The sequence below is a fragment of the Bradyrhizobium sp. 2TAF36 genome, from assembly GCF_052114925.1.
Taxonomy (GTDB): Bacteria; Pseudomonadota; Alphaproteobacteria; order Rhizobiales; family Xanthobacteraceae; genus Bradyrhizobium; species Bradyrhizobium barranii.
Window position 1 is genome coordinate 20162 of record NZ_JBFRFR010000021.1, and the last position, 21497, is coordinate 41658.

The 21497-nt window shown below is 60.0% G+C and carries 17 protein-coding genes and 1 pseudogene; 9 read left to right on the forward strand and 9 right to left on the reverse strand.

The window, feature by feature from the left end:
* Positions 1-82: 82 nt before the first annotated feature.
* The 6 genes from AB4Z51_RS13860 to AB4Z51_RS13885 all read left to right on the forward strand — a co-directional run bounded on the left by AB4Z51_RS13860 (position 83) and on the right by AB4Z51_RS13885 (position 6033).
* A complete protein-coding gene (locus AB4Z51_RS13860; protein ID WP_135214229.1) occupies positions 83-1315 on the forward strand; it encodes a hypothetical protein in 1233 nt (410 codons plus the stop codon).
* 5 nt (positions 1316-1320) lie between these two features.
* Positions 1321-1905, forward strand: a complete 585-nt coding sequence (locus AB4Z51_RS13865) for a protein-S-isoprenylcysteine O-methyltransferase (protein ID WP_441497567.1) — start codon at positions 1321-1323, stop codon at positions 1903-1905.
* Between the two features lie 209 nt (positions 1906-2114).
* A complete protein-coding gene (locus AB4Z51_RS13870; RefSeq protein ID WP_071911340.1) occupies positions 2115-2312 on the forward strand; it encodes a hypothetical protein in 198 nt (65 codons plus the stop codon).
* Between the two features lie 88 nt (positions 2313-2400).
* Positions 2401-3090 carry a hypothetical protein gene (locus AB4Z51_RS13875; protein WP_063981798.1) on the forward strand — a complete coding sequence of 230 codons (690 nt, stop codon included), beginning with the start codon at positions 2401-2403 and terminating at the stop codon, positions 3088-3090.
* A 699-nt stretch (positions 3091-3789) separates the two neighbouring features.
* A complete protein-coding gene (locus AB4Z51_RS13880; RefSeq protein ID WP_071911343.1) occupies positions 3790-4197 on the forward strand; it encodes a Rap1a/Tai family immunity protein in 408 nt (135 codons plus the stop codon).
* A 216-nt stretch (positions 4198-4413) separates the two neighbouring features.
* Positions 4414-6033 carry a B12-binding domain-containing radical SAM protein gene (locus AB4Z51_RS13885; RefSeq protein ID WP_135214230.1) on the forward strand — a complete coding sequence of 540 codons (1620 nt, stop codon included), beginning with the start codon at positions 4414-4416 and terminating at the stop codon, positions 6031-6033.
* On the opposite strand, the pseudogene AB4Z51_RS13890 reads toward AB4Z51_RS13885, so the two are convergent.
* A pseudogene (locus AB4Z51_RS13890) lies at positions 6013-6929 on the reverse strand (lipid A biosynthesis lauroyl acyltransferase). The gene AB4Z51_RS13885 and the pseudogene AB4Z51_RS13890 overlap by 21 nt on opposite strands.
* A 495-nt stretch (positions 6930-7424) precedes the next feature.
* Positions 7425-8453, reverse strand: coding sequence for a hypothetical protein (locus tag AB4Z51_RS13895; protein WP_063981808.1), 1029 nt, complete (start codon positions 8451-8453; stop codon positions 7425-7427).
* A gap of 373 nt (positions 8454-8826) precedes the next feature.
* Here AB4Z51_RS13895 and AB4Z51_RS13900 point away from each other — a divergent pair, with 373 nt between their 5' ends.
* Positions 8827-9393, forward strand: coding sequence for a hypothetical protein (locus AB4Z51_RS13900; RefSeq protein ID WP_135214231.1), 567 nt, complete (start codon positions 8827-8829; stop codon positions 9391-9393).
* A 117-nt stretch (positions 9394-9510) separates the two neighbouring features.
* Complete coding sequence (locus AB4Z51_RS13905; RefSeq protein ID WP_135214232.1) at positions 9511-10413, forward strand: hypothetical protein; 903 nt, start codon at positions 9511-9513, stop codon at positions 10411-10413.
* A 120-nt stretch (positions 10414-10533) separates the two neighbouring features.
* On the opposite strand, the gene AB4Z51_RS13910 is transcribed toward AB4Z51_RS13905, so the two are convergent.
* Positions 10534-11532, reverse strand: a complete 999-nt coding sequence (locus AB4Z51_RS13910; RefSeq protein ID WP_244623092.1) for a hypothetical protein — start codon at positions 11530-11532, stop codon at positions 10534-10536.
* 212 nt (positions 11533-11744) lie between these two features.
* On the reverse strand, positions 11745-12623 hold the full coding sequence (locus tag AB4Z51_RS13915) for a hypothetical protein (RefSeq protein WP_167767970.1): 879 nt from the start codon (positions 12621-12623) through the stop codon (positions 11745-11747).
* A gap of 135 nt (positions 12624-12758) precedes the next feature.
* Between AB4Z51_RS13915 and AB4Z51_RS13920 the strand changes: the two genes are divergently transcribed.
* Positions 12759-13454 carry a hypothetical protein gene (locus AB4Z51_RS13920; protein WP_244623093.1) on the forward strand — a complete coding sequence of 232 codons (696 nt, stop codon included), beginning with the start codon at positions 12759-12761 and terminating at the stop codon, positions 13452-13454.
* A gap of 90 nt (positions 13455-13544) precedes the next feature.
* On the opposite strand, the gene AB4Z51_RS13925 is transcribed toward AB4Z51_RS13920, so the two are convergent.
* From AB4Z51_RS13925 to tssE, 5 genes are all read right to left on the reverse strand, one after another.
* Positions 13545-15134, reverse strand: a complete 1590-nt coding sequence (locus tag AB4Z51_RS13925; protein ID WP_441497568.1) for a methyltransferase regulatory domain-containing protein — start codon at positions 15132-15134, stop codon at positions 13545-13547.
* A gap of 5 nt (positions 15135-15139) precedes the next feature.
* A complete protein-coding gene (tssH, locus tag AB4Z51_RS13930) occupies positions 15140-17779 on the reverse strand; it encodes a type VI secretion system ATPase TssH (protein WP_063981813.1) in 2640 nt (879 codons plus the stop codon).
* 97 nt (positions 17780-17876) lie between these two features.
* Positions 17877-18941 carry a type VI secretion system baseplate subunit TssG gene (gene tssG / locus AB4Z51_RS13935; RefSeq protein ID WP_135214234.1) on the reverse strand — a complete coding sequence of 355 codons (1065 nt, stop codon included), beginning with the start codon at positions 18939-18941 and terminating at the stop codon, positions 17877-17879.
* Complete coding sequence (gene tssF, locus AB4Z51_RS13940; RefSeq protein ID WP_135214235.1) at positions 18905-20872, reverse strand: type VI secretion system baseplate subunit TssF; 1968 nt, start codon at positions 20870-20872, stop codon at positions 18905-18907. The genes tssG and tssF overlap by 37 nt, the downstream gene beginning before the upstream one ends.
* Position 20873: 1 nt before the next feature.
* Positions 20874-21422 carry a type VI secretion system baseplate subunit TssE gene (gene tssE, locus AB4Z51_RS13945; RefSeq protein ID WP_094184183.1) on the reverse strand — a complete coding sequence of 183 codons (549 nt, stop codon included), beginning with the start codon at positions 21420-21422 and terminating at the stop codon, positions 20874-20876.
* Positions 21423-21497: the final 75 nt, after the last annotated feature.

A 21497-nucleotide genomic window follows, 5' to 3' on the forward strand; every position in this document is an offset into this window, starting at 1 on the left:
TTGGCTTCAAACGTCTGTTTTTGATTGCAGGTCGATTGACGCGTGGGGAGCGAGCAGCACGTATGAGTCCGGGAATAAGGCAATGTCCGGCAAGCCTGTAGCGAAACGGTTGGTATTCCATATCGGCGGCTATGATCCAATCACGTCGCATGCCAGCGCGCAACGACGCTTTGTGCGCGAAATTGCGAGGTTCCAACGTACTTGGTCAGTGAAAGCGACCGTCGACGGTTCGCATGATTCCGCCGACCAGATACAATGGAACGTGACGACAATCGGCCCCGATTGGCTCGTCGAAACCGATTACCGTCTGGTCCGATGGCACGATGTAATTGAAGTTTTCGGGGGGCGAAGCATCGGCTCACGCATTTCCGTCGGCATTCTTGCGTTTCTGGATTTCGTTTTGACCGGCACTCTTTGGCGTTACTTGCAGACCAATTGGCGCTACGCACTTTTCTTTCTCTATCCATTCGTTACGTTCGGATTGCTCATCGCTGCCGCCTTTTTGATTGGCGTGGCTGCATTCAAGATCACTGGATCAATTCCCATTGCTACCGGTGGCGGCCTCTTCGGGCTCGCAGCCGTGTTGGCGGGTCCGTGGCGCTGGCTGCACCTGGGCGACTTGTTCGACGATTGGATTTTCTCTTGCGAGTACATTCGATTCGGTAATTCGGAGATAGAGCAGAGGCTGGACAGGTTGGCCGCCGAGCTCGTGGTTGCGGCGAGCAACTCTGCCGCAGACGAAATTGTGGTCGTAGGGCACAGCCTTGGCGCCGTACTAGCGGTTGATCTACTTGATCGCGCCTTGAAGCGGGACCCTGCGCTCGGTCGGAAAAAGATTCCCGTCACATTCTTGAGCGTTGGATCATCCATACTCAAGATCGGCCTGCACCCAAAGGCAGTGCGCTTTCGCAGGGCGGTGGAACGCGTCGCCGATTCCCGCGCGATCTTCTGGGGCGACTATCAGGCCCTCACGGACGCGTTGAATTTTTACAAATGCCGGCCGATGGCCGAAATGGGCTTGTCGACAGAAAACGAGGCGACCGTCAGGGTCGTGAAGATTAGTCGAATGCTTGACGACGACATGTATCAACGCATCCGCTTCAATTTCTTCCGCGTGCACTGCCAGTTCGTCAGTGGAAATGACAGGCGAACATCGTACGACTACTTCATGCTCACATGCGGACCTATTTCAGCCAAATCCCAGACGCTCGCCCCGGATGGCGCTGTGTCGATGATCGCTGACGACGGAGGCCTTGTTGCGGGCGCGCCGGTGTCGGAAAGCGAACTGCTGGGAAATCCGGGCGCGGCAGCCTGATTCAAATGACGCCCACCATTTCAAAAGTCATCTTCGTTGCGTTGGTGATCGGCTGGTACCTCACACGCTATAAGTACGCGCGGCGTTCCCGCCGTGCGAGGGTTGTGCGGAGCGCTCGCGGCCCCCTGGAAACTGCGCTCCTGCTCATATCTCTTTCGGGACTCGGACTTGTGCCGCTCGCCTACGTTGCGACAGGAATGCCTCGTTTCGCAGATCACAGTTTTTATCCCTGGTTGGCTTGGCTGGGGTCTTTCTTTGCGATTGCGGCTTTGGGCGTGTTTCACCTGACACACCGTGCACTCGGCCGGAATTGGTCGATAAGTCTCGACGTGCGGGAGAACCATGAGCTTGTGACGGAAGGGATTTACCGGAGAGTTCGACACCCGATGTATTCGGCATTTTGGCTGTGGGCCATCGCCCAGGCATTGCTGCTGCCGAATTGGATCGCCGGTTTCGCGGGCCTTGCCGGCTTCGGGATCTTGTTCTTTGGCCGCGTCGCAAGGGAAGAGCGAATGATGTTGCAGACGTTTGGCGACAGCTATCGCGATTATATGGCGCGGACCGGTCGGGTCTTCCCGTGGATACTCTGAGGTAGGTCCCGGCACGTCTCGACCTGTGGTACCCACGAGACTGATTTGGAACCAGATGCCTCAATTTGCGTGCCATTTCCGCAACATGCGGCAGAAAAAGCGGTCGGAACCGCGGACTCCCCGGTCTATTCGTTGGTGCCGTGGCGAGTGTCGGGTTATTTCTATGCGTGTCAGGTGAATCCAATCGTTCCGAACAATGGTGAGAACCGATGTTGAAATTCGTTGTCCTTGGAATCGCTTCTTTGGCTTTCGTGGGAACCGCAGCTGCTGCGGACCTGCCACGGCCTCAGCCGGTTGCCGTCGCGGCGCCGGTTGGCAAAGCTCCGATCGGCAAATATCCCGTGGGTAAGAGCCCCGTGGGCAAATACCCGGTCGCTGCCCCGGCTCCGTTGGTGACCAAGGGTTGATCTGACTATTCATTCGTACGCCAGCGGCGTTCGTTTGGGGTAGCAGATTACCTGTGGCATCGGATCTTGGATCCAAGAGGATTCGAAGATGGCGGGAGTGATTCGGAAATATCCGGGTCTGGGGCTTCTTGCAAAGGCCGCCATGCTGGCGGCCTTTGTAGGCTTGGGGGCCGGGATCAGTAGCGCGCAACCACTCGTGGCGCGTACCGACCAGCAGCAACGGGACGCTCTCCCCAGTTCGGCGATGAAGCATGCAGCGACCATGGCTGCTGCTACGCCGGCGATATCCGATGTAAAGCCAGCTCGAAGAGCTGCCGCCACGGGTCCCTACTACGTTGATTTTCGTGCCCGCACGGCGGCAACGTACGGTCATGCATTCGTCTGGTACGGAAAGACGGGCGAAAAGCAGGTCGAGGTCGCTGGTCTGGCTCCGGCCGGCGACGAGGTGCCCTATATCCTGGGACACATTATGTTTGTCCCTTCTGAGACGGGTGCGACCTACGGTGATCTTGACGAGCAATATCTGACGGCCAGCTATCGTGTCTATTTGTCTGAGGCAGACGCCAAGAAGGTCTTTGCTTATATCAAGCGCCAGCAGGAGTCTTCGCCGCTCTGGAATGCAGCAACGACAAACTGTACTGCCTTTATCGGCCGCATAGCGACGTTCATGGGCCTCAACGCTCCGTTTCATCTGCTAAAGCCTGAGGAATACGTCAACAAACTCAGAGAGCTGAACGGGGGACGAAAAACGGTGCAGCTTGAACCAGGTCGAGGCTAAAATCCTCGGATTGAGTTCATCCACTCTTCTTTGCGTCTGGATGGGTGTGAGGTCTTCAAGAAATTCAAGCGAGCTTGTTCTTTGAGGATGCGGTTCGATACGACCAACCTTCGTGCGCTGCCTCGCCTGGTTGATGAATAGGCCGCGAGATCATGGAACGTCCGTGGCGCTGCGCTGCAAGGCAGCTCCACCTCCGCTTGGTCGTGGCTAAGCTCTTGTTGGAAACCGTTCTGAGGGTGAAGTCCTCCTTGGCGTAGTTGAGGAAGGTTCGCAGAACTTGTCGTCGCAGACGAAGATCACCGCTTAGGCAATGGTTCTGCGTCGAGGCCGAGCATCGACATCAATCGACCAGTGCACGTCGCGTGCACGGCAGGATAATAGATGCTCTCCTCGCCGGATCGAGATCTGTACCATCAGCACGCTTGTCGCCGCCGATGTTGATTCGCGATCATGATCGCGGTGTAGCCGACCTTTGCGGCGGTCACGGCGCGTAAAGCTGCGTGTTGTCAAGTCGACAAGGGCTCTTTTAGCTTTGTGGAAATGGAAGAGGTGAGTTCACTTCGCTCCTATTCGAGCGCGGTGGATCAGACGCTTTTTTTGAGCTAAGCCGTCTGAGCCGCCTGGAACGGCGCGGGCGGCCGCTCTATTGCGGCATACTCAATGCCTGCAAGCTATCGCGCCGGTATTCGGGGGACGTGGATGCGGGTCCATATGATTGTTGCCGGCCTTATCCTAGCGATCATCGGGAAGGCCAGTGCCACGGTTGTCGATAAGGGAACCGACGCGCAAAAGTCTTGCGAGCTGCTTGTCAAGAACTCGCTTCGCAATCAGGACGAAGCTCGGTCCGCAGGCGCATGTGAGGGAATGATCGAGACCGCGATGCTCTTTTCACCAAATCTGCCCGCTGACGTGCGTGCATGCCCCCCCGCGCAAGGCAGCCCTTTGCAAAGTGCGAAGGTTTTTCTGCAGTATCTTGATAACAATCCGGATCGAGTGAATGAACCGGGGATCACCGTCGCGATCGAAGCATTCAGGGATGCTTGGCCCTGCCGTGGGGACGGTGCCGGAACTGGACCGAAAAAGCGTGCCCCAAAAAAATCCAATTAGAACGCGTATCTGCTGATACTAATACTAGCCTTACGGTCCGCGATGTTCGCGTCCGACCTGATTGATTCGCAATGCACTACTGCCGAGGTGCGCGAGCTGAACCGCAGTGCTCACCTCCATAACCAGCACTCAAACGCCTTATCGACGAGCGAAGCGACCCCTTGAGCCCCGATCAACAGCGGGGCATTGTGCCATCAACGCCCGGGCTGGAACAGCATGACAATCCCCTGCCGCGTCCTGATGATCTATCCGAAGTTCGTTCCGAATTCGTTTTGGAACTATGCGGAGGCCTGCGAACTCGTCGGCGCGAAGTATCCAACGGCGCCACTCGGCCTGATCACCGTCGCCGCTATGTTGCCGAAGCATTGGGACATCCGGCTCGTCAACCGCAATACCGAGGCGTTGACAGATGCGGACCTCGACTGGGCCGATCTTGTGATGATCGGCGGTATGCTCAACCAGCAGCCTGATGCCATCTATCTGATCGATCTCGCCCACCTGCGCGGCAAGCCGGTATGTGTTGGTGGGCCGGACGTCTCCTCCAGCCCGCATCTTTACGCGGACGCGGACTTCCAGGTGATCGGCGAGGCCGAGCAGGTCATCGAGCAGTTCATCGCCGCCTGGGAAAGCGGCGAACGCAAGGGCGTGTTCATCGCCGAGAAATTCACGATAGATGTCACGCTGAGCCCCATGCCTCGCTACGATCTGCTCAACTTCGATCACTATCTATACATCGGCTTGCAGTATTCGCGTGGCTGCCCGTTCACCTGCGAGTTCTGCGATATTATCGAGCTATATGGTCGCGTGCCGCGTACCAAGACCAACGATCAGATTCTCGCAGAGTTGCAGGCGCTCTACGATCACGGTTATCGCGGGCATGTCGATTTCGTCGACGACAATTTCATCGGCAACAAGAAGAACCTCCGCACCCTGATGCCGCGGCTCAAAGCCTGGCTGGAGGAGCACGACTATCCATTCGAGTTCTCAACCGAAGCCTCGATCAACATCGCGGACGACAGCGAGTTGTTGCAGGCAATGAAGGATGCGAACTTCTTCGCGATCTTCGTCGGCATCGAGAGCCCGGATCCCGAGACGCTCGTGCAGATGAAGAAGAAGCAGAACACCAGGCGCAACATCGCCGAGTGCATTCACAAGATTTACGGCTACGGCATGTTCGTCACCGCTGGCTTCATCGTCGGGTTCGATAGCGAAAAGGCCTCGATAGGACAGGCGATGGCCGACCTCATCGAGGAGGCGAGCATTCCAGTCTCCATCGTTGGACTGCTTTATGCGCTGCCTGGGACACAGCTTACACGGCGGTTGGCCGCGGAAGGCCGCTTGCACCAGGGCCATGACCTCATGAATGTCGAGCAGACGGGCGATCAGTGCACGCTCGGATGCAATTTCGATACTAAGCGTCCGCTTCGTGACATCCTTGCCGATTACAAGGCTGTGCTCGGGCACGTCTACAGTCCGGCAGCATATGCAGGACGGCTGTCGCGTCTCGCCGCCATGCTCGACCGGTCCGACCGACGCCGCGACCTGCCGGATGGCGACGTGCGCAAGAGGCTTGGCGGCATCGACAGCGTACACAAGATCATGCGGGCCCTGCCGAAGGTTCGCGAGCCGTTCTGGAAGACCTTCGTCGAAGTCGCGGAGACCAATCCGGGCGCGCTACGGTACATCGTGATGCTGATGGCGTTGTACATGCACCTCGGGCCGTTCTCGGAACGCGTGATCGGCGAGATTGACCGCCGCATTGCCGAGCTGGACCATGTACCTCCACTAAGAAGGGCTACCGCAGTCAGTCAAGTGCTACCTCCAGCGACGGTGTAGCCACAGCCACTGATCGGGATATTCGCGGATCCAGCCCTCGATGACCGATGTGACCGCCTGCATCGTTCCCTGAATGGCATTTGTCCGGCGGCATCGCGGACCGGCTTCACTTCTTCAGACAGTTCGCCACGAAAGCGCTGTCCGGGCAGACGGATGACGCGCACACCATGAATCGGGCACTCAATCTGCCGCAGCAGTCGCGCAAGCATCGGATTGGCCCTGGTCTTGCGGCCGAAGAAAGTAACCTCGACGCCGTTGGTCAGATACTGGTCGACCAGCATTCCAACGTGCTGGCCACTTTTAAGGGCCTCGGCAAGTCTTAGGGGCGCATCACGACCCGCGGGAATGAGCGTGCCCATTTTCACGGCGCGCATATCCTGGATGATGCGGTCGGCGGACGCGATGTTGGGTCGGCGATACAGGATCGCAGTATCCGACCCGTGCGCGACGGCTGCCAGGGCCGGAAGTTCCCAGTTAGCGAGATGACTCGCAAAGATCAGCGCCGGTTTGCCGTCGAGCCGCAGCTGCGTAAACAATTCATATGAGCGCCTGTCGATTTCGATGCAGCTAGCTTTGGGCCGTGCGGGATCATAGTTCCAGATGTGATCAAGATGCGCGAATTCGGCGCCGACTCGACCGAGATTGTCCCAGACGCCTGCGAGAATGGTCTCGATCTCTGCAGGCGATTTTTCCGGAAATGCGGCGGTTAGATTGGCTCGACCGATCTTTTGCTCCCGCATCATGGGCCCGATTGAGCGAGTGATCCGAGCGAATAAGTTGGCGGTCTTGGTTGGATCGAAATGGCGAGCGGCACGCAGTATTCCGATCGTCAACGCGCCCACCGCCGCTTGGCCCAGGGGCTTGGTCACGTCGCGAAGTTGGAGCCTGGTCCGCATTGCAACGACAACCTTGGCTTACAATTTCGGCTTCCACGGGCTTCAGCGCGCATCATCATGCCACCGATACGCGATGCGATCAAAGACACCGACGAGTTGCGCAGGGCGCGCCTCTCGAGTTCGCCTGCAACGGAGGATGAATCGTGCGGGTTCGATCGAGTGCTTCGCGCGTAACAATGAGCGTACCCAGGCGTGGGGTGCAGTCCAATCGCGACATCAGCTCCGAAGCCGATTGAGACGTGAGCAGCCGAAGCGATACTTCGGAGCTCGGGTCCTCGCTAGTTCTCAAGCCAGACACTCATGCCCGGCTCAAGGTCTGTCGAATCTCCCTTGGGATCGAGGCGTAAGCGCAGCGTATTGCGGTCATGATGGCCGATGACACGCTCTGCCTGCCAGGTGGCAAAGTAAGCGTTTCGGGGCCGTCGGGGCAGCTTTTGACCCAAGGCGACATTCAACGTCTGGAGTGATTTCCAGCTTCTGTCTGATCTTCGGATGCTAGCCGGGGAAGTCGCGGAACTCCTTGACGAGATTGAACGGGATTTTCCACCCGGCGCCTCCCCCGCGCATCAGCATCTTGATGTCTTCCGCCCTGTTTTCTTTTCCGGTTTTCGGATCGGTCTCCAGCGTGTGGCCTTGGCTGTCCCAAGGTTTGCTCGCGCTCTTCGAGTAGTAGCCGAGAAAATGGCCGGATTCATGGGCAGACGTGTTAGGCCCGCGTTGCGAGCTGATGAAGGCAAGGTCCAGCCCGCGAGCAAACGAGCCATTGGCGAGGCCGCCATTGGACCAAACCTTATCGACGCAGAAAATGGTTAGATGGGCGCCCTGAACTTTGTGTTTGACGAAGATGCCCTTCAGTTTTTCGACGTCGATCACATCGGGAAAGGTCGCCAGGCTCGCATCCTTCATGCCAGTCGCATTGGCGATCTCCTGTTTGATGGCAGCCTGCGAGTCGTCGATGACCAGCCAGTCGCTTGGCACCCGCTCGAAGCGGATGTTGGCCTGCGGCCTCCATATATTGTTCATCGTCAGCAATTCGTCTTGCTCGTTGCAGGGCTTCTTGGCGTGAAACGCCGGAGCGCCGCCACTCCCCGGAACCATGACATTGCGGAACGCCACCTTGATCTTGATTTCCGGTAGCACCACGACATAGAGCTTGGCTTCGATCTTCCGGCCGGCCGAACGGGCCACCACCTCCAGGCCGGGAAAACCAATCGGCTTAATCCGGCCATTGATCTCGAAAAACCGTGCATCGCCATTGAAGGTGGCGGGAAGTGACGCCGCCCTGAGCTGCGGATCGATATCGGGTTTGGAGAAGGTTTCTCTGGCCTGCATGACGCGTCTAAGGGTATCGGCGCCATCGATCTCCTTGATCCCGAGGGCATGGGCGTTAGGATCGACTTTGAGCTTTCTTCCGGGATCGATCAGCGCCACGATGTTGGAGCCGCCGAACGGCACCACCATGCCCGGCGGGCTGCGGCGCTCATCGATGCCGGAGCGGCGGAAAACCTCTTGAAAGGCGGCCATGTCTGGTTCTCCTGTCTTAGTTCGGTCCGTCAACGCGAAATCTTGCGCGCGGAAATGAGAGCCTCCTTCGGCGGCGGGAAAACAATCTGGCCGGTCCCCGCGGCGAGATGAAGAAAATTTCGGCGGCGAAGTTTCATGGCCAGTCCCTCCGCAACAATTTGGCACGGACGGCAATAGGCGTAGCCTACTCCGCTTTTCGGAGAGCGCGGAAGGCCAATCAATGTCCGCTAATGGCCCTGTTGAGGGCGCCCGCACCTCGCCTTTGAACTTCCCCGACCGCTCACGTCACTACTAGTCATAGCCGTGGTGGGAGCCGACGCTCCCTCCAGTGCTTAGCTTTGGGCAGGCCACGCCAGCAACGGGAGAAATTGCCATGGGACGCGCGCCGCAGCCACTGCCGCAATACACGCCGCCGGGTCCGGTGGAACAGATGCCGAATATGGCGACGCAACCGCAGTGCTCGCCGCTTGCCAAGGTTCACAGCGCCGCCGTCTTTCCCTACGTGGCCAATGAAGTCGCGACGTCCCGCACCGAGGTCGGCCATCTCGGTGTGGACGTCAGTCTGGTCCCGCCGGCCGGCATCTGCCAATATCTCATCATCTGGGATTTCGGCGTCGACTGGCGGCATCTCAAGAACATCGCCAAGCGCGATCCGCTGTTGGCAGCGCAGCTCATCCGATTCGAGACCGACAAGTCGTTGCAGTTCCAGATCGTCGGATACAGCGACAGCACCGGCGGCGAACGGAACAACAGCTTCCTGCGCACGGGCCGGGCCAAGAACGTCTTTCACCTGTTCGGCCCAAGCGCCCGCTCGCGCGTTTTCTCCGTCAAGCCCGCTTCACTCTACGAGTATCTGAAGGACAACACGACCGTGATGAACAGGGCCGCCAATCGCGCTGTGGTCGTCGAAATCTTCGGCGGCGGCGGCGTGACGATCTAGCCACCTTCCACAACGCGAACGGAGGGGCGGGCGGCTCCTATTAGTGCAGTACAGCGTTTCAGCGCTTGCGGGGCCTGGCCGGACCACTATTGCTCGACCACGCAAGGGAGGTAGGTCATGCCACTGACCGAAGGCGACGTCCTGGACACACTCAGTGACTCGGTAGCGCTTGGCATCGAGTTCTACGTCGACAAGATCCATATCAAGGGCGAATACTTGACGACAGTTCGCGATCACATTCGTGCCGGCAATATATTGGTGAAGGGCGGCACTCAGGATCTCGCCTTCTACGATCAGGTTACGGATGTTCTGTTGACGCAGAAGAAGCCGCCGCCCGCAAATGATAGCGATCGGGCGCTGCTCCTGCATGAGTGCGTCCACGCCATGATCGACGTCTATGATCCTGACGGCGCTGTTACGCGCCACATGGGCGAACTGGCGGCCTACCTCACTCAAACCACATATAGCGTTCGCAAGAATCCGTCGTCTAACCGCAACGGCACCGCCCCCTGGGACAAATTCTGGGGCGACCTCTACGCCACGGTGCGCGCCAATAAGCTCGACACCAGCGCGGGCAACGGCGTCCGGATCCCGTCGGCGACGCTCGAAAATCTGCGCCGGCAACTCGCAGCGCTGCCTTTTGTGAACTATGGAGATTTCACAAAAGAAGCGACGGGCGTATCGGATGGGCTGACCCGCAGGAACTTATTTCTGTCGAGCGATGAACCTGTGTCCATGCGATCATCGAGCGTTTCCCACGAAACTTATGTTGATCCGAGCGACGACTATTTGGTGCGCACCCTGATGGAGGCCTACGCGAGCACCGATGTTAAAGGGTATGGCAGCCGACTGCGCCGGCTACGTCGTGATTTTCTCTATTGCTCGCTGTCTCGCGCCCATGAGCTCGGGAAGAGGTTTTCGGTGCGGAAGCGTGGAGACCGGCTCTCCGAACTGTTTCACGATCGCCTGTCGCATGGCGGCCGCGCAATTCTTCTCCGTGTGCTTGCGCTGCGAAGCTGACCAGCACGCAAGTCGGAAAAATACTTTTGAGAGGAAGAATGCGCGACCGCACCGCGTCGAATGCTCGGCGTGTCGGTGCTTCAGTTAAGTAGACTCCCGACCACTCCCTTGCAGTGGGTTCTAGTCCAGGTGCCTTGCGCGCAGATCTTGAAGGTCCTTTTTCAATGCCGCAAGATCCAGCCCGCGAGGAAAAGTGAGGCGTCCAGAGCGGATCACGAGCCGGACGTACGGATAGCGCTCCTCGGCAAGCATCGGAGAACTGATTTTGTATTTGTGCCAATCTTCAACGATGTGTGCCTGTTGCTCGACGTTGTATGAGTCCCAGGAATCGCCCGGCGTGTACTCGTAGCCGGAACCGATTGTCTGCGCCCAGAAGGAGCGCGCCATCGTCCAGTTTGAATCGTTGAACGCCTGCCACACATGGGTCATTTCGTGCACGAAGAGGTCGCAAATGCGGCCGAAGTCGTCGCACAAGAGACCGAAGGTGGGGCTGGGCGATGCCAGGTTACTGAACGCGACACTGCCAAGATTGATGGCATACCGCATGCTCGGCACCATGGGATTGCTTCCCCTGAAGAAGGGTCCATCGTTCGTCCACGGTCTTCCGCCTGCTCCGAGGCCATTGGTAATCGCAATCGTCTCCCACGGTGGCAGCGTCGGGCCAAAAACGTTGCGCGCGAAATCCCGTTCGCTCACGTCCAGCACGCGCGCGAAGTCGGGTCGGCTTCCTTCACATTCCAGCGGGGTCGGAGCCGCTGGGGTGGGCGCAACCGGTGGAGTGGGCGCAATCGGCGGGGGAGGCGGCGTACCTGGCGGCAGATAGATGAATCCCCCTCGCCATCCACCTCTCCCGCCGGTCGTACCCGAGGAAAACGCAAAATTCTGGCGGTCGGGCGACATCGCGCGGCAGCCTACATACTCGGCCAGGTACCAGTTCACCTGCCGTGTGGCTTGTTGGAAATCGCGCTGCTTGACGAGCTTGATGCCCGGAAAATTGAACTCGATGAGGTCCCAGGGGTCGATGCCGATCCGCTTGGCGAGGGATATCCAGGTCTCGCCTGCCATCACCGCATGCCGGATTCCCGCGGGCGGTACATAGCTTTCGACGACAGGCCTCAAGGGCCTTTCCTGGTTCGGCAATGAAAGGCCTCCCCTGCTGATTCCTGCGGAACTACGCGTTCTCGCCGCCAATACTTATTCGTCGCCGCTACCTCGAGGCGGTTCGATGGTTCCATTCATTCGGTCCGCGAACTGGTCGTGGCAAATCGAAGAGCCTCATTCGTAGGTTGGAGGCGTAGACACGGAGCAATGTCGAACGAGCGATATCCGCTTTAGCGCCGGCCTTTTGACTTCGAGCCGAGCAGGTCATGCGTGCCGCTGATGGTCACGGTTCCGGAGCACTCGAAACCGCCGAAAAGTCCGCAGGAGCCCGTGACCGTAACGCGCAAGTCTTTGCGCTGGTACATGTCGACCGAAATGCCCACGCGCGAAAAGTCGTTCGCGCTGTTCGGCAGGATCAGATCGATGTGCTCTGCGGCCCATTGCGGTATATGCTTGTTGCTCTTCCAGAACAGCTCATTGCCGGCGTGATGCACGAAGTTCGGCCCGACCGTTAGGGCGCCGTCCACGCCTTCGAATACGAAGCCTGTTTCGTCGACGTGCACGTTCACCCGATCAGGTGCCACGGCGAAATGCAACGAGGTGATGTCCTGGGGCTGCGGGTCCTTGCCGAATTGCGAGCTGTAGGCATCGCTCCATTGTCCGCGGTCGCGCCCGAGCCCGAAGCCGTGGCGGCCCGGGAGATCTTGCGTTGAGAGCGGCCTGTCGGACAGCTTTGGGCGCCAGACCTCCCGAAACCCCTTGCCGATCGTTGCCGCCATCGACAGATCGAGGGCCCAATGCGACGCTTTCTCCGGGCTTTGCCCTTCGGCGAAGGCGTCGAATCCGTCCGTCGTCTTGGCAATGCGCAGCTTCTTGATCAGCTCTTCCCAGTCCTTGGGCAGGAAGGTGACGCCGTCGAGCGTGGTCGTCGCGGCAGCGACACCATACTTCTCGAGCTGGTGTCGGATGTAGGGCTTCTCGTCATAAAGGCGCACATCCGGGTTGGGGCCGGCAAAATAATTCTTCAAATCGATCTGCGGCCGCAGCATGGTCAGTCGTGCCGCGATCTTCCGGTAAGTGTCGGTCGTCGTCGGATCGGTCGTCGTCATGGGGCGCACTCCGAGGCAATCCTCGCCCCAAATTGGTCTCGCCCGGACGGGTTCGGGTTCAATGCCGGCTCGTTCGACCAAGCTGCCGCCCGGCCCAGGTTATTCGAATTCCTATCGCGCCGGTGCAATGACTGTTTGAACCTGCTGATCGGAAACGGCGACCACCAACCGTGGGGTAGTGCGAACAACGAGGACGATCAAATGTCACTGCGGAGCAGGGTATTGGACGTACTCAATGGCCCGGCGGTCGCACGCATGCGCTTCCGGTTTCCGATCCGCGGCAGCCATGTGACGATTGCGCCGCAAACGTTCCATCACGTCGCCCGCGCGATCCGGTTGGGGCAGGTCACCGTCAGACCTCCGACGGATCTCGCGGCAGGCGTTGCTGCACAATACAACGATGTCGCGAGAACCAGGGCGGACGGCACAGCGGTTGCGGCGAACACGCTGGAGGTCGTGTCGGCAGCGGGGCGGATGGACGAGGCCTATATCGTCCATGAGAGCCTGCATGCAGCCTACGATCTGTTGCGTACCGGCCTTGACGCCAATGCCGAAGAGGCGTCCGCGTATGTCTGCACGGCGCTCTATTGCCGCATGACTGGCCTCCCGCGACCACGCTGGGCCAACGGCCCGATTTACGCCAATGCCGCTGAGGTCGCCAAAACGTTGCTGTCGCAATACCAAAAGGGTGATCCTGGAATTCCCTGGGTTGGCGAGAGTGAATGGCGGACGCTGCGCGCCGGTGTAGGTTTTCATCCGGTCTATACCAGCGGACCCGCGGGTATTCTCACTGGATGGCTGCTTGGCCAACAGTACACCCACGATGGTTGAGTGCTGGGGGCCGCGTCCGCTTCAGGAATTGGCAGAGCTTCGGGYTCCTGTCCGCCACTCCCCCCACAGTGGCCGATGCACTTGAGCGCGTCACGCGACCAGCAGGCCCAGCTTGCCGACCATCGCAAGCGAGCGCTGAACGCTTTCTCGTGTTGACAGCAATAACGGCTCGGCAGGCTGCCCGGCACTATCCTTCTGGTCTATCCGGATGGTCGGGCCGAATTTTTCGGTCATTTCGGCCGTGATCTGGTCGATGGTCCGCGCACCGTCGAGCAATTGCAGGAAATCCCTGGTCCGGTCGTCCTCCAACTGCACCGTTTGGTGGAGGAGGTTGGTGACGAGCGGACCTGTCTGCGCTTGTCTTCGCGCGAGCAGGCTCGCCTGCGGCGGATGCTCGGTAGCTTCCTTCAACAAAAAGGGACGCGACAGCAGGAACGAAACCTCGCCGCTGCAAGCCAGGATGAACATCGCCTCCGTCAACACCTTTTGGTCATCATCCGCCCGCCGATCGCCCAGCAGCGCGCGGGCCCCATCGAGCAGCTCGTCGAATGATAATGCTCGCGGCCAGGCCCGGCCCAGACATAGATGCGCGGCCTTCAATAGCGGATTGGTTACCGTGACCCTGCTGCCGTCCTGGTTCTCGAATTCCATCGCGGAATCGTCGGTCACGCAGGCGTCGGGGTCGACCGGGTTGGTCGTGCTCAGCAAATGGAACCGGGTGACGAAATCGAGGTCGACCTGGCGGGATAGCGAAATGCTGTCGTGGCAGAGCAAGGTGCGCCGAAAGCCGTTGCCGTCGATGAAGTCCTGATATTGATCGCGCGCCATGAACTCGCTTTCCGGGAAGCGCTGCAGCGTCGCGCGAACGTCCTCGGAATAGCCGGCAAGATAGCGTCGTGAAAAATCAGCATCGCCCAGATATTGCAGGCCATGGCGGCTTGCGTCCTCGGCGACCTCATGCAGCAGGAACGCCTCGGCACCATCATCGAGATCGTCGTGAAACAGAAGCTCGTCGGGGGACTTGAGGACGCGGTTGTACTGGTCGCGCATAACTGCGCCGTGCACCGAGTTGGCCTTCGAGCCGTCGCTCAGGAACTTCAGGATCGCGCGGGCCTGTCCGACCTTCTCCTTCATGCCGGTGAGACGGCGGGTGTGATACCGCATCATGTCGCGGACCATGTCGCGAAGATGCGAGAACGGGTGCGCATTGTAGCTGACGTAGCAGACCCCGCGGGGAGCCAGGTTCTGCTTGAAGATCATCATCATCTTCTCGCGCACCGCCGGCGGCACCCAGGAATACACGCCGTGTGCGATGATGTAGTCGAACTCCCCGAAGCCTGCGTCGACATTCATGATGTCGCAATGGAGAAGCTTGATGTTGCTCAGGCCCAATGTGGCGATGTTTCGCTGGCCGCGCTCGATCGTCACGCCGCTCAGGTCGACACCGACGAATTCGCTGATTGGATATTGAAAGGCCATCGGCAACAGGTTGCCGCCAACGCCGCAGCCAAGCTCCAGCACCCGGCAACGCTCGACCGGCGCTGACTGCATGCCGTAAACGGCAGCAATGGTAGCAAGATGGTTCGGATGAGTGAGCCCGTAGACGTGGCCGGGGTAGTAGACCTCGTCGTATGGCGTGGGACCGGCGTTCGGGTGGCGATGCTCGGTTTGAATGTTCATCGTCCTCAGTTCCACGAATATGCGAACTTGTCGTTCTCGATCGAGACCCGCGCTTGCTTGATTTCTTCCTTGGCAAGCGACTTGCTGAGGAACTCGCGCGACAGCTCCGGGAGCAGGGTGTTGGTGATGATGTTGTCAATCATTCGCCCGCCGGAATCCGGGTCGTTGCAACGTGACACAATGTGCTCCACGACCGCGTCATCGTAGTCGAAGGACGCGTTATGATTGTCGCGGAGGCGTCGTCCGATCCGGTCGAGCTGTAACCGAACGATCCCGGCGAGCATCTCGTCGGATAGCGGGAAGTACGGTATCGAGACGATGCGTCCGAGCAGCGCTGCGGGAAACACCTTCAGCAGTTCCGGCCTCAGCATCTTGGCGAGCTCTTCCGGCTCGTTGCGATACTTTGGATCGCGCGAGAGGCCCATGATCAGATCGGTGCCGACGTTGGTGGTAAGGATGATCAAGGTGTTCTTGAAGTCGATCCGCCGCCCGTTGCCGTCCTCCATGGTTCCCTTGTCAAACACCTGGAAGAAGATCTCGTGGACGTCGGGATGAGCTTTCTCCACCTCGTCGAGCAGGATGACACTGTAGGGCTTGCGCCGGACAGCCTCGGTGAGGCGTCCACCTTCGCCATAGCCGACATAGCCGGGAGGTGCACCCTTCAAGGTCGAGACGGTGTGCGCTTCCTGGAACTCCGACATGTTGATCGTGATCATGTTCTGCTCACCGCCGTAAAGGGTCTCGGCAAGCGCCAGGGCGGTTTCAGTCTTGCCCACGCCGGATGGACCAGCCAGCATGAACACGCCGATCGGCTTGGAAGGGTTGTCAAGCTTGGCGCGGCTGGTCTCGATTCGCTTGGCGATCATCGTCAGCCCATGAGACTGGCCGACGACGCGGCGGTTGAGGATCTCCGGTAGCTTCAGCACGGTTTCGATCTCGTCGCGCATCATCCGGCCGACCGGGATGCCGGTCCAGTCAGAGACAACGGACGCCACCGATTGCTGGTCTACATGGGCATAGACCATCCGCTTCTCCGGATGGATGCTCTCAAGTGTGTCGAACTTGCCGCGCAACTCCGCGCGCCTGGCAGCCGGATCTTCGCCTTCTTTGGGCTGGGACAGAATCTCCCGGATGCTCCGGATGTCCTTGACGAGTTCCTGCTCTGCGGCCCAATCGGCTTCGAGGTTCGTCAGCTTGTCCTTCAGTGCCGCAATGTCGTTGTCGATCGCCGTGATGCGGTCGCTGTCCTTAAGCCCAAGATCGCTGTCGCTGACGAGTGCCGATTTCTCGGCTTCACGAGCGGTAATCGCAACGCGTGCATCCTCGATCAGGGCTGGCGTCGCGCTCTGGCTGATGGCCACGCGCGCCGAGGCGGTATCAAGCAGGCTGACCGCCTTGTCCGGCAACTGCCGTGAAGGAATGTAGCGGTGGGACAGGTTGACCGCTGCGACGATCGCAGCATCGGAGATGCGAACGCCGTGGTGCTTTTCCATCGGACCGAGAAGTCCGCGCAGCATGATGCAGCAGGTCTCCACTTCCGGTTCATCGATCTGGATCGGCTGGAAGCGTCGTGTGAGCGCGGGGTCTTTCTCGATATACTGGCGATATTCTGCCCATGTGGTGGCGGCGATCGTGCGCAGCGTGCCACGGGCGAGAGGAGGTTTCAGGAGATTGGCCGCATCACCGGTGCCGGCCGCGCCGCCGGCGCCGATCAATGTATGGGCTTCATCGATGAACAGTATGATCGGGGTGGGTGAGCTCTGGACCTCGTCGATCACCGAGCGCAAGCGCTGCTCAAACTCACCCTTCATGGAAGCACCGGCCTGCATCAGGCCGATGTCGAGCGCACAAAGCCTTACACCGCGGAGCGGTGGCGGCACGTCGCCGGCGGCGATTCGCTGGGCGAATCCCTCGACAACTGCGGTCTTGCCGACGCCAGCCTCGCCGGTAAGAATTGGATTGTTCTGCCGCCGTCGCATCAGCACGTCGATCAGTTGGCGGATTTCTTCGTCCCGGCCAAGGATCGGATCCATCTCACCTGATTTGGCCTTGGCGGTGAGATCCTGGGAGAACCGGTCGAGCGGCGTCGTCCCCTTGGGACCCGCTTGGGCCGCGCCTTCCGTGCCTGCGCCGACCAGGCCCGAACCGTCCATCGGCCGCATGGTTTCCTCGTCGGAGCCGGCCCAGACATTGCGGCGCTCCGCGGCGAGTGCGTCGACGTTGACCTTGGCGAATTCCTGCGAGAGGTTGTTCAGCGTGCGACGAATATCATTCGATTTCAGGCCCGCCACGAGCAGATGACCGGTGCGGATCTGGGTCTCGCCAAAGAAGAGCGTGGCATAATGCCAGCCCCGATCGAGCAGATCGATGACCGGATTGGCGACGCCCGGCATGTCGGTTTCGTTCTTACGAAAGCCATTGATCACGCCGGCAAGGTCCGACAACAAGCGTGCCCGGTCGAGCTTGTAATGATCGACCGAGAGGCTGAGATCGTTGCGTTCCTGCTGCAGGATATGAAACAGCCAGTGCGCTAGCTCGACGTTGCGATTGCCGGCGCTCTTTGCGTGGCGCAGGGCCTGTATGAAGGCATCATAGCCGGCCCGGTTCAGCTTGCCCGTTACAGCCTCAATGCTGATGTCGGTCACGGCGGATCCTCCTGCTTAATCCATCCGCGGATGCCTGGCATCAAGCGGAAATTTCATCGAATCCCATAGCTTTAGGCAATCGGCGCTACGGATAGGTTCAAATCGCCGGGGCATCGGCTGCGGCGGCCCGACGGGCGCTCAAGCGCTCGCTGAGCTGAAAGCGGGCATCGCGGCGATATTCTTCCGTGGAAGTCCAGTTCGGCGAGACCCAGGTGGTCCATCCAAGTCGTCCGCTCTGTCCGAGCCTGACCGGGACGACCTCTCCCGCTGGAATGGCGAGCTCCACCTCCCATTCCAATTCGTCGCCGATATAGAAGAACACGGCGTCCGCCAGAGGCTCCGACAAGTTGCGCGCTTCGGTCGGCAAGAACTGTTCGTACTGGGTAAAATTCTTGACAAAGACCCGCACCCTGATCTTGTCCTCGACGCTGAACACGCGTGAGCCCAGAAGAGCGTCCCGGCCGAGCCTGGCATGGGTTCCGCCGAGCCGGCTGCAATGACTTGGGTCGAATGACAGCCAGGTGCCGACAAATTCGTCGATCTCGACCTTGACGTCGAACAGCCCCTGCAGGAACCGCGTCAACCGTGACGCACACTTCGCTCTGGGGGAGATCAGTCCGGCAAAGCTGAGCTTCGCCATGTCCGGTACGGTGTCTCGATCAGCGAAAACGTCGGAGCCGAGGCCGGCGAAGGAGCCGACATAGGCGATGAAGCGATCATCCGCCGGACGGTCGTGCTGAGCGATCGGCCGCGCATCGGCCCAGGCGCGAAAGAAGAGTTGCAGAAAGCGTCCGTTGAGCAGATCGAGAAAGCGCGGGAAGGCGTCATCCCGCATCAGCCACCAACTGAGGCTCTCGTCGGTGGTGGCAAGCGGCAGCGCGCCCTGCGGCCCCAGGAGACCGAGAAATTTGACGAGTATCCTGAGCCGGCCACCCACGTCGTCGACGGCCGCAAGGTTGGAGGCGGGGAACTCCAGATAAGGCACTTGGCCGAGGTCGATATACTCCTCGCGGCGTGCAGCGCTGTCACCGATCCGCGGTCGATCCGAGTTGGCGCGCTCGAGCTGGCGCAGCGTATTGAAGAAATCGAACCGCCAGGGCTCCGCCTTCATCTGGTCGATCAGCGTCATAGAGGTCTCCGCGTGCCCATGCGCGGCGGCCAACGCATGATCTCGCCGCGCTCCGACGTCGAGACGACCGTCTGTGTGAAGGTATTGAAGCCCGAATAGTCGGCGAAGAAGCGCTCCAGCACGGCTCCGAGCAAGAACACGCCGCTGCCCTCGAATGCCTTCTCGTCGAGCGTGATGGTAATCTCCAGGCCGCGCGCTGCGCCGCTGCCGGTGCGCTCGCGCACCCGCCGTACGACCGGCCGGCTTTCTATGCTGCGCACGCCGCGGATCTTGCGTTCCGTGGCGTCGTCGAACTGATCGGCGAACAAGGACAGCATTTCGCGCAGGGCTCCGGCGTTCTTGCCGCCACCGCGCTCGACGAGGCCAAGATAGTTCAGGCTCAGCATGTTGATCAGCCGCCAGCTGACGATTCCGCTGTTCGCGATCTCGCTGCGGCTGCGCAATTGGGCCACGATCGGTTCGCGTGGTCGGGTGGGACCGGCGACGCACATCAGATCAAGGGAAGTATCGTCCAGCAGGCGGAAGTCGGCGCCGCCCTGGCCGACCGGCAAGTGTTCGGTGAGATGCCGGTTGGAGCACAGCGCCCGGACGCTGAGTTCGGCGACCGCACCTTCGCCGCTAAGTTCACCGGGCTCCAGCAGAGACAGGAACATGTCCGTCCCGGTGTAGTCCGATGATGCGCCGTACGTCTTTTCTCCCACTGTGCGGCGCCGGGGCAACCGTCGAACGGTGAAATAAAGCCCCTCGACCGATCCGCTGGTCCGGTCGACGGCGGCCGAATACAGCGGGCGCACCGGCCGCTTGTCCTTGTCGGCCGGAAAGTGCGCGTAGACTTCGAGTACCTGGTGCGGTTCGTATTCCAGATAGCGGCTGCGATCGGGCACCACATGGTACTCGTGCGTATTCGACTTGACGGGGATGCGATCGCTCGTCTTCTCGAACAGGTTGATTGCCGGCGCGCTATAGAGCCTGAAGGTATCGGGCCGCACCGCGGCGGCAAGCCGTGAATTGTGTTCATCGAAAGCGAAGACGATATCGATCGATTTGCTGCGCAGCCGTGGCATCACGCTGCGAAGTCCCGTCAGGTTGAAGCCGAGGAACTTGCGTGGAAACATGAAATATTCCCGCAGCAGCTCCGAGCCGCGAAAGACCCGGTTGTCGTTGGGAAACAGCGACTCGTCCTCGTCGAAACCAATCTGCTGCACGCAGTCATGGGGCGCACGAGTCACCACCGGATCGCCGAAATCATCGAGATGCCGGAAGTAGACGCCCTTGCAGTTCGAGATCAATTGCTCGTAAAGCGCAATGGCGTCGGATTCCGCGCCTGAAAGGTAGATCGGAAGTTCGCTCGTGCGGCAGCCTGCAAACCAGGTTTCCGGCTTGGCCCTGGCCTCCGCGTCCGGCAGCTCCTCATCGAGCCGGGCCGCGGTACGGTGGGTCAACGACAGCCTGAGCCCGGCGATGACGTCGCCGCCGACGGGAATCCCGAGCGCCTGCAGCGCGCCTGCCGTCGAGAAGTATTCGGCGCCGGTGACGTCAAATGGCCAAAGAGCGATATCGCGGCAAAGTCGAAATCGGCAGGAGAGACTTCGTTCTCTCTCGCGATAGGTGGCGTCGAAATAGGCGCCGCGCGCGATCTTCTTGCCATCGCGTAGCGCTGGGTCGGCATAGGGGGGGCGTGCCGTGACCAGCATGGCCGACGGAGTCGGGGCAAGGTAATTCGGAACCAGTTGCTCGAGCAGGTTTGCAGTGAATTCCGGGAATTCGTGCTTGAGCTTGAGCTGAACGCGAGCGGCGAGAAATGCGGCACCTTCCAGCAATCCCGTGATCATGGGATCAGAGCGATCCCGGATCAGCCCACCGAGGCGTTCTGCGATGCCGGGATACTCTTCGGCGAAATCCCCGGCCTGCTCGTAGAGCAGTGACAGTTCACGATTGTAAAAATCCAGGAATTCGCGGTTCATGCTAAAGTCGGTTGATCTGGATATCGCCGCTGTCGAGGTCGACGTCGGCGACGAACTCCACGGGGACGTTGAGCGGCTCGGCCTTCAGGTCGGCGTGAACGATGAAGCGCAGCTTGAGTTGCTCGGGGCCGACCGAGCCGTCGCGTCGGACCCGGATGGTGTTGCGATCGAGCCTCGGTTCATAAGTCGTGAGCGTCTCGCGCAACGCGTCGGTGAGCTCGTCGTCGGCGACCTCGTCGATCGAACGGTGGGCAATATCAGGGAAGCCAAAGTTCAGGATTGAGGTTCGGACGCAATCGTGGCCGTTCAGATCCAGGGTCGATTCCAGGGCAATGGTATTGAGGAGCGTTTCGAGGTCATGGGAGACCTCGCGCCGGAGCAACGTTTCCGAGATTGGAAATCGGCCCGCGCTCCGCCGCCCTGCAATGACCCGCTCGCCAGACTCATCGCGTAGATTGAGCTTCTTGCGTGCGTCGCGCGCTTCATGGGCTGAGCGAAATGCCAGCATCAGTGGGGGAGAGAGCCGATCCTTCTTTCGTGCAATGGTCATTCACGGTCCCCATGACGCCCAACTCGCATGCAATCCCGGGGGGCGCGCGTTGGTGTCCGACTTGGCGTCGCCCAG

Bases quoted from the DNA above. Each gene is read 5' to 3' on its own strand.
- AB4Z51_RS13860 (WP_135214229.1), top strand. From the start codon at position 83: ATGTCCGGCAAGCCTGTAGCGAAACGGTTGGTATTCCATATCGGCGGC.
- AB4Z51_RS13865 (WP_441497567.1), top strand. From the start codon at position 1,321: ATGACGCCCACCATTTCAAAAGTCATCTTCGTTGCGTTGGTGATCGGC.
- AB4Z51_RS13870 (WP_071911340.1), top strand. From the start codon at position 2,115: ATGTTGAAATTCGTTGTCCTTGGAATCGCTTCTTTGGCTTTCGTGGGA.
- AB4Z51_RS13875 (WP_063981798.1), top strand. From the start codon at position 2,401: ATGGCGGGAGTGATTCGGAAATATCCGGGTCTGGGGCTTCTTGCAAAG.
- AB4Z51_RS13880 (WP_071911343.1), top strand. From the start codon at position 3,790: ATGCGGGTCCATATGATTGTTGCCGGCCTTATCCTAGCGATCATCGGG.
- AB4Z51_RS13885 (WP_135214230.1), top strand. From the start codon at position 4,414: ATGACAATCCCCTGCCGCGTCCTGATGATCTATCCGAAGTTCGTTCCG.
- AB4Z51_RS13895 (WP_063981808.1), bottom strand. From the start codon at position 8,453: ATGGCCGCCTTTCAAGAGGTTTTCCGCCGCTCCGGCATCGATGAGCGC.
- AB4Z51_RS13900 (WP_135214231.1), top strand. From the start codon at position 8,827: ATGGGACGCGCGCCGCAGCCACTGCCGCAATACACGCCGCCGGGTCCG.
- AB4Z51_RS13905 (WP_135214232.1), top strand. From the start codon at position 9,511: ATGCCACTGACCGAAGGCGACGTCCTGGACACACTCAGTGACTCGGTA.
- AB4Z51_RS13915 (WP_167767970.1), bottom strand. From the start codon at position 12,623: ATGACGACGACCGATCCGACGACGACCGACACTTACCGGAAGATCGCG.
- AB4Z51_RS13925 (WP_441497568.1), bottom strand. From the start codon at position 15,134: ATGAACATTCAAACCGAGCATCGCCACCCGAACGCCGGTCCCACGCCA.
- tssF (WP_135214235.1), bottom strand. From the start codon at position 20,872: ATGAACCGCGAATTCCTGGATTTTTACAATCGTGAACTGTCACTGCTC.
- tssE (WP_094184183.1), bottom strand. From the start codon at position 21,422: ATGACCATTGCACGAAAGAAGGATCGGCTCTCTCCCCCACTGATGCTG.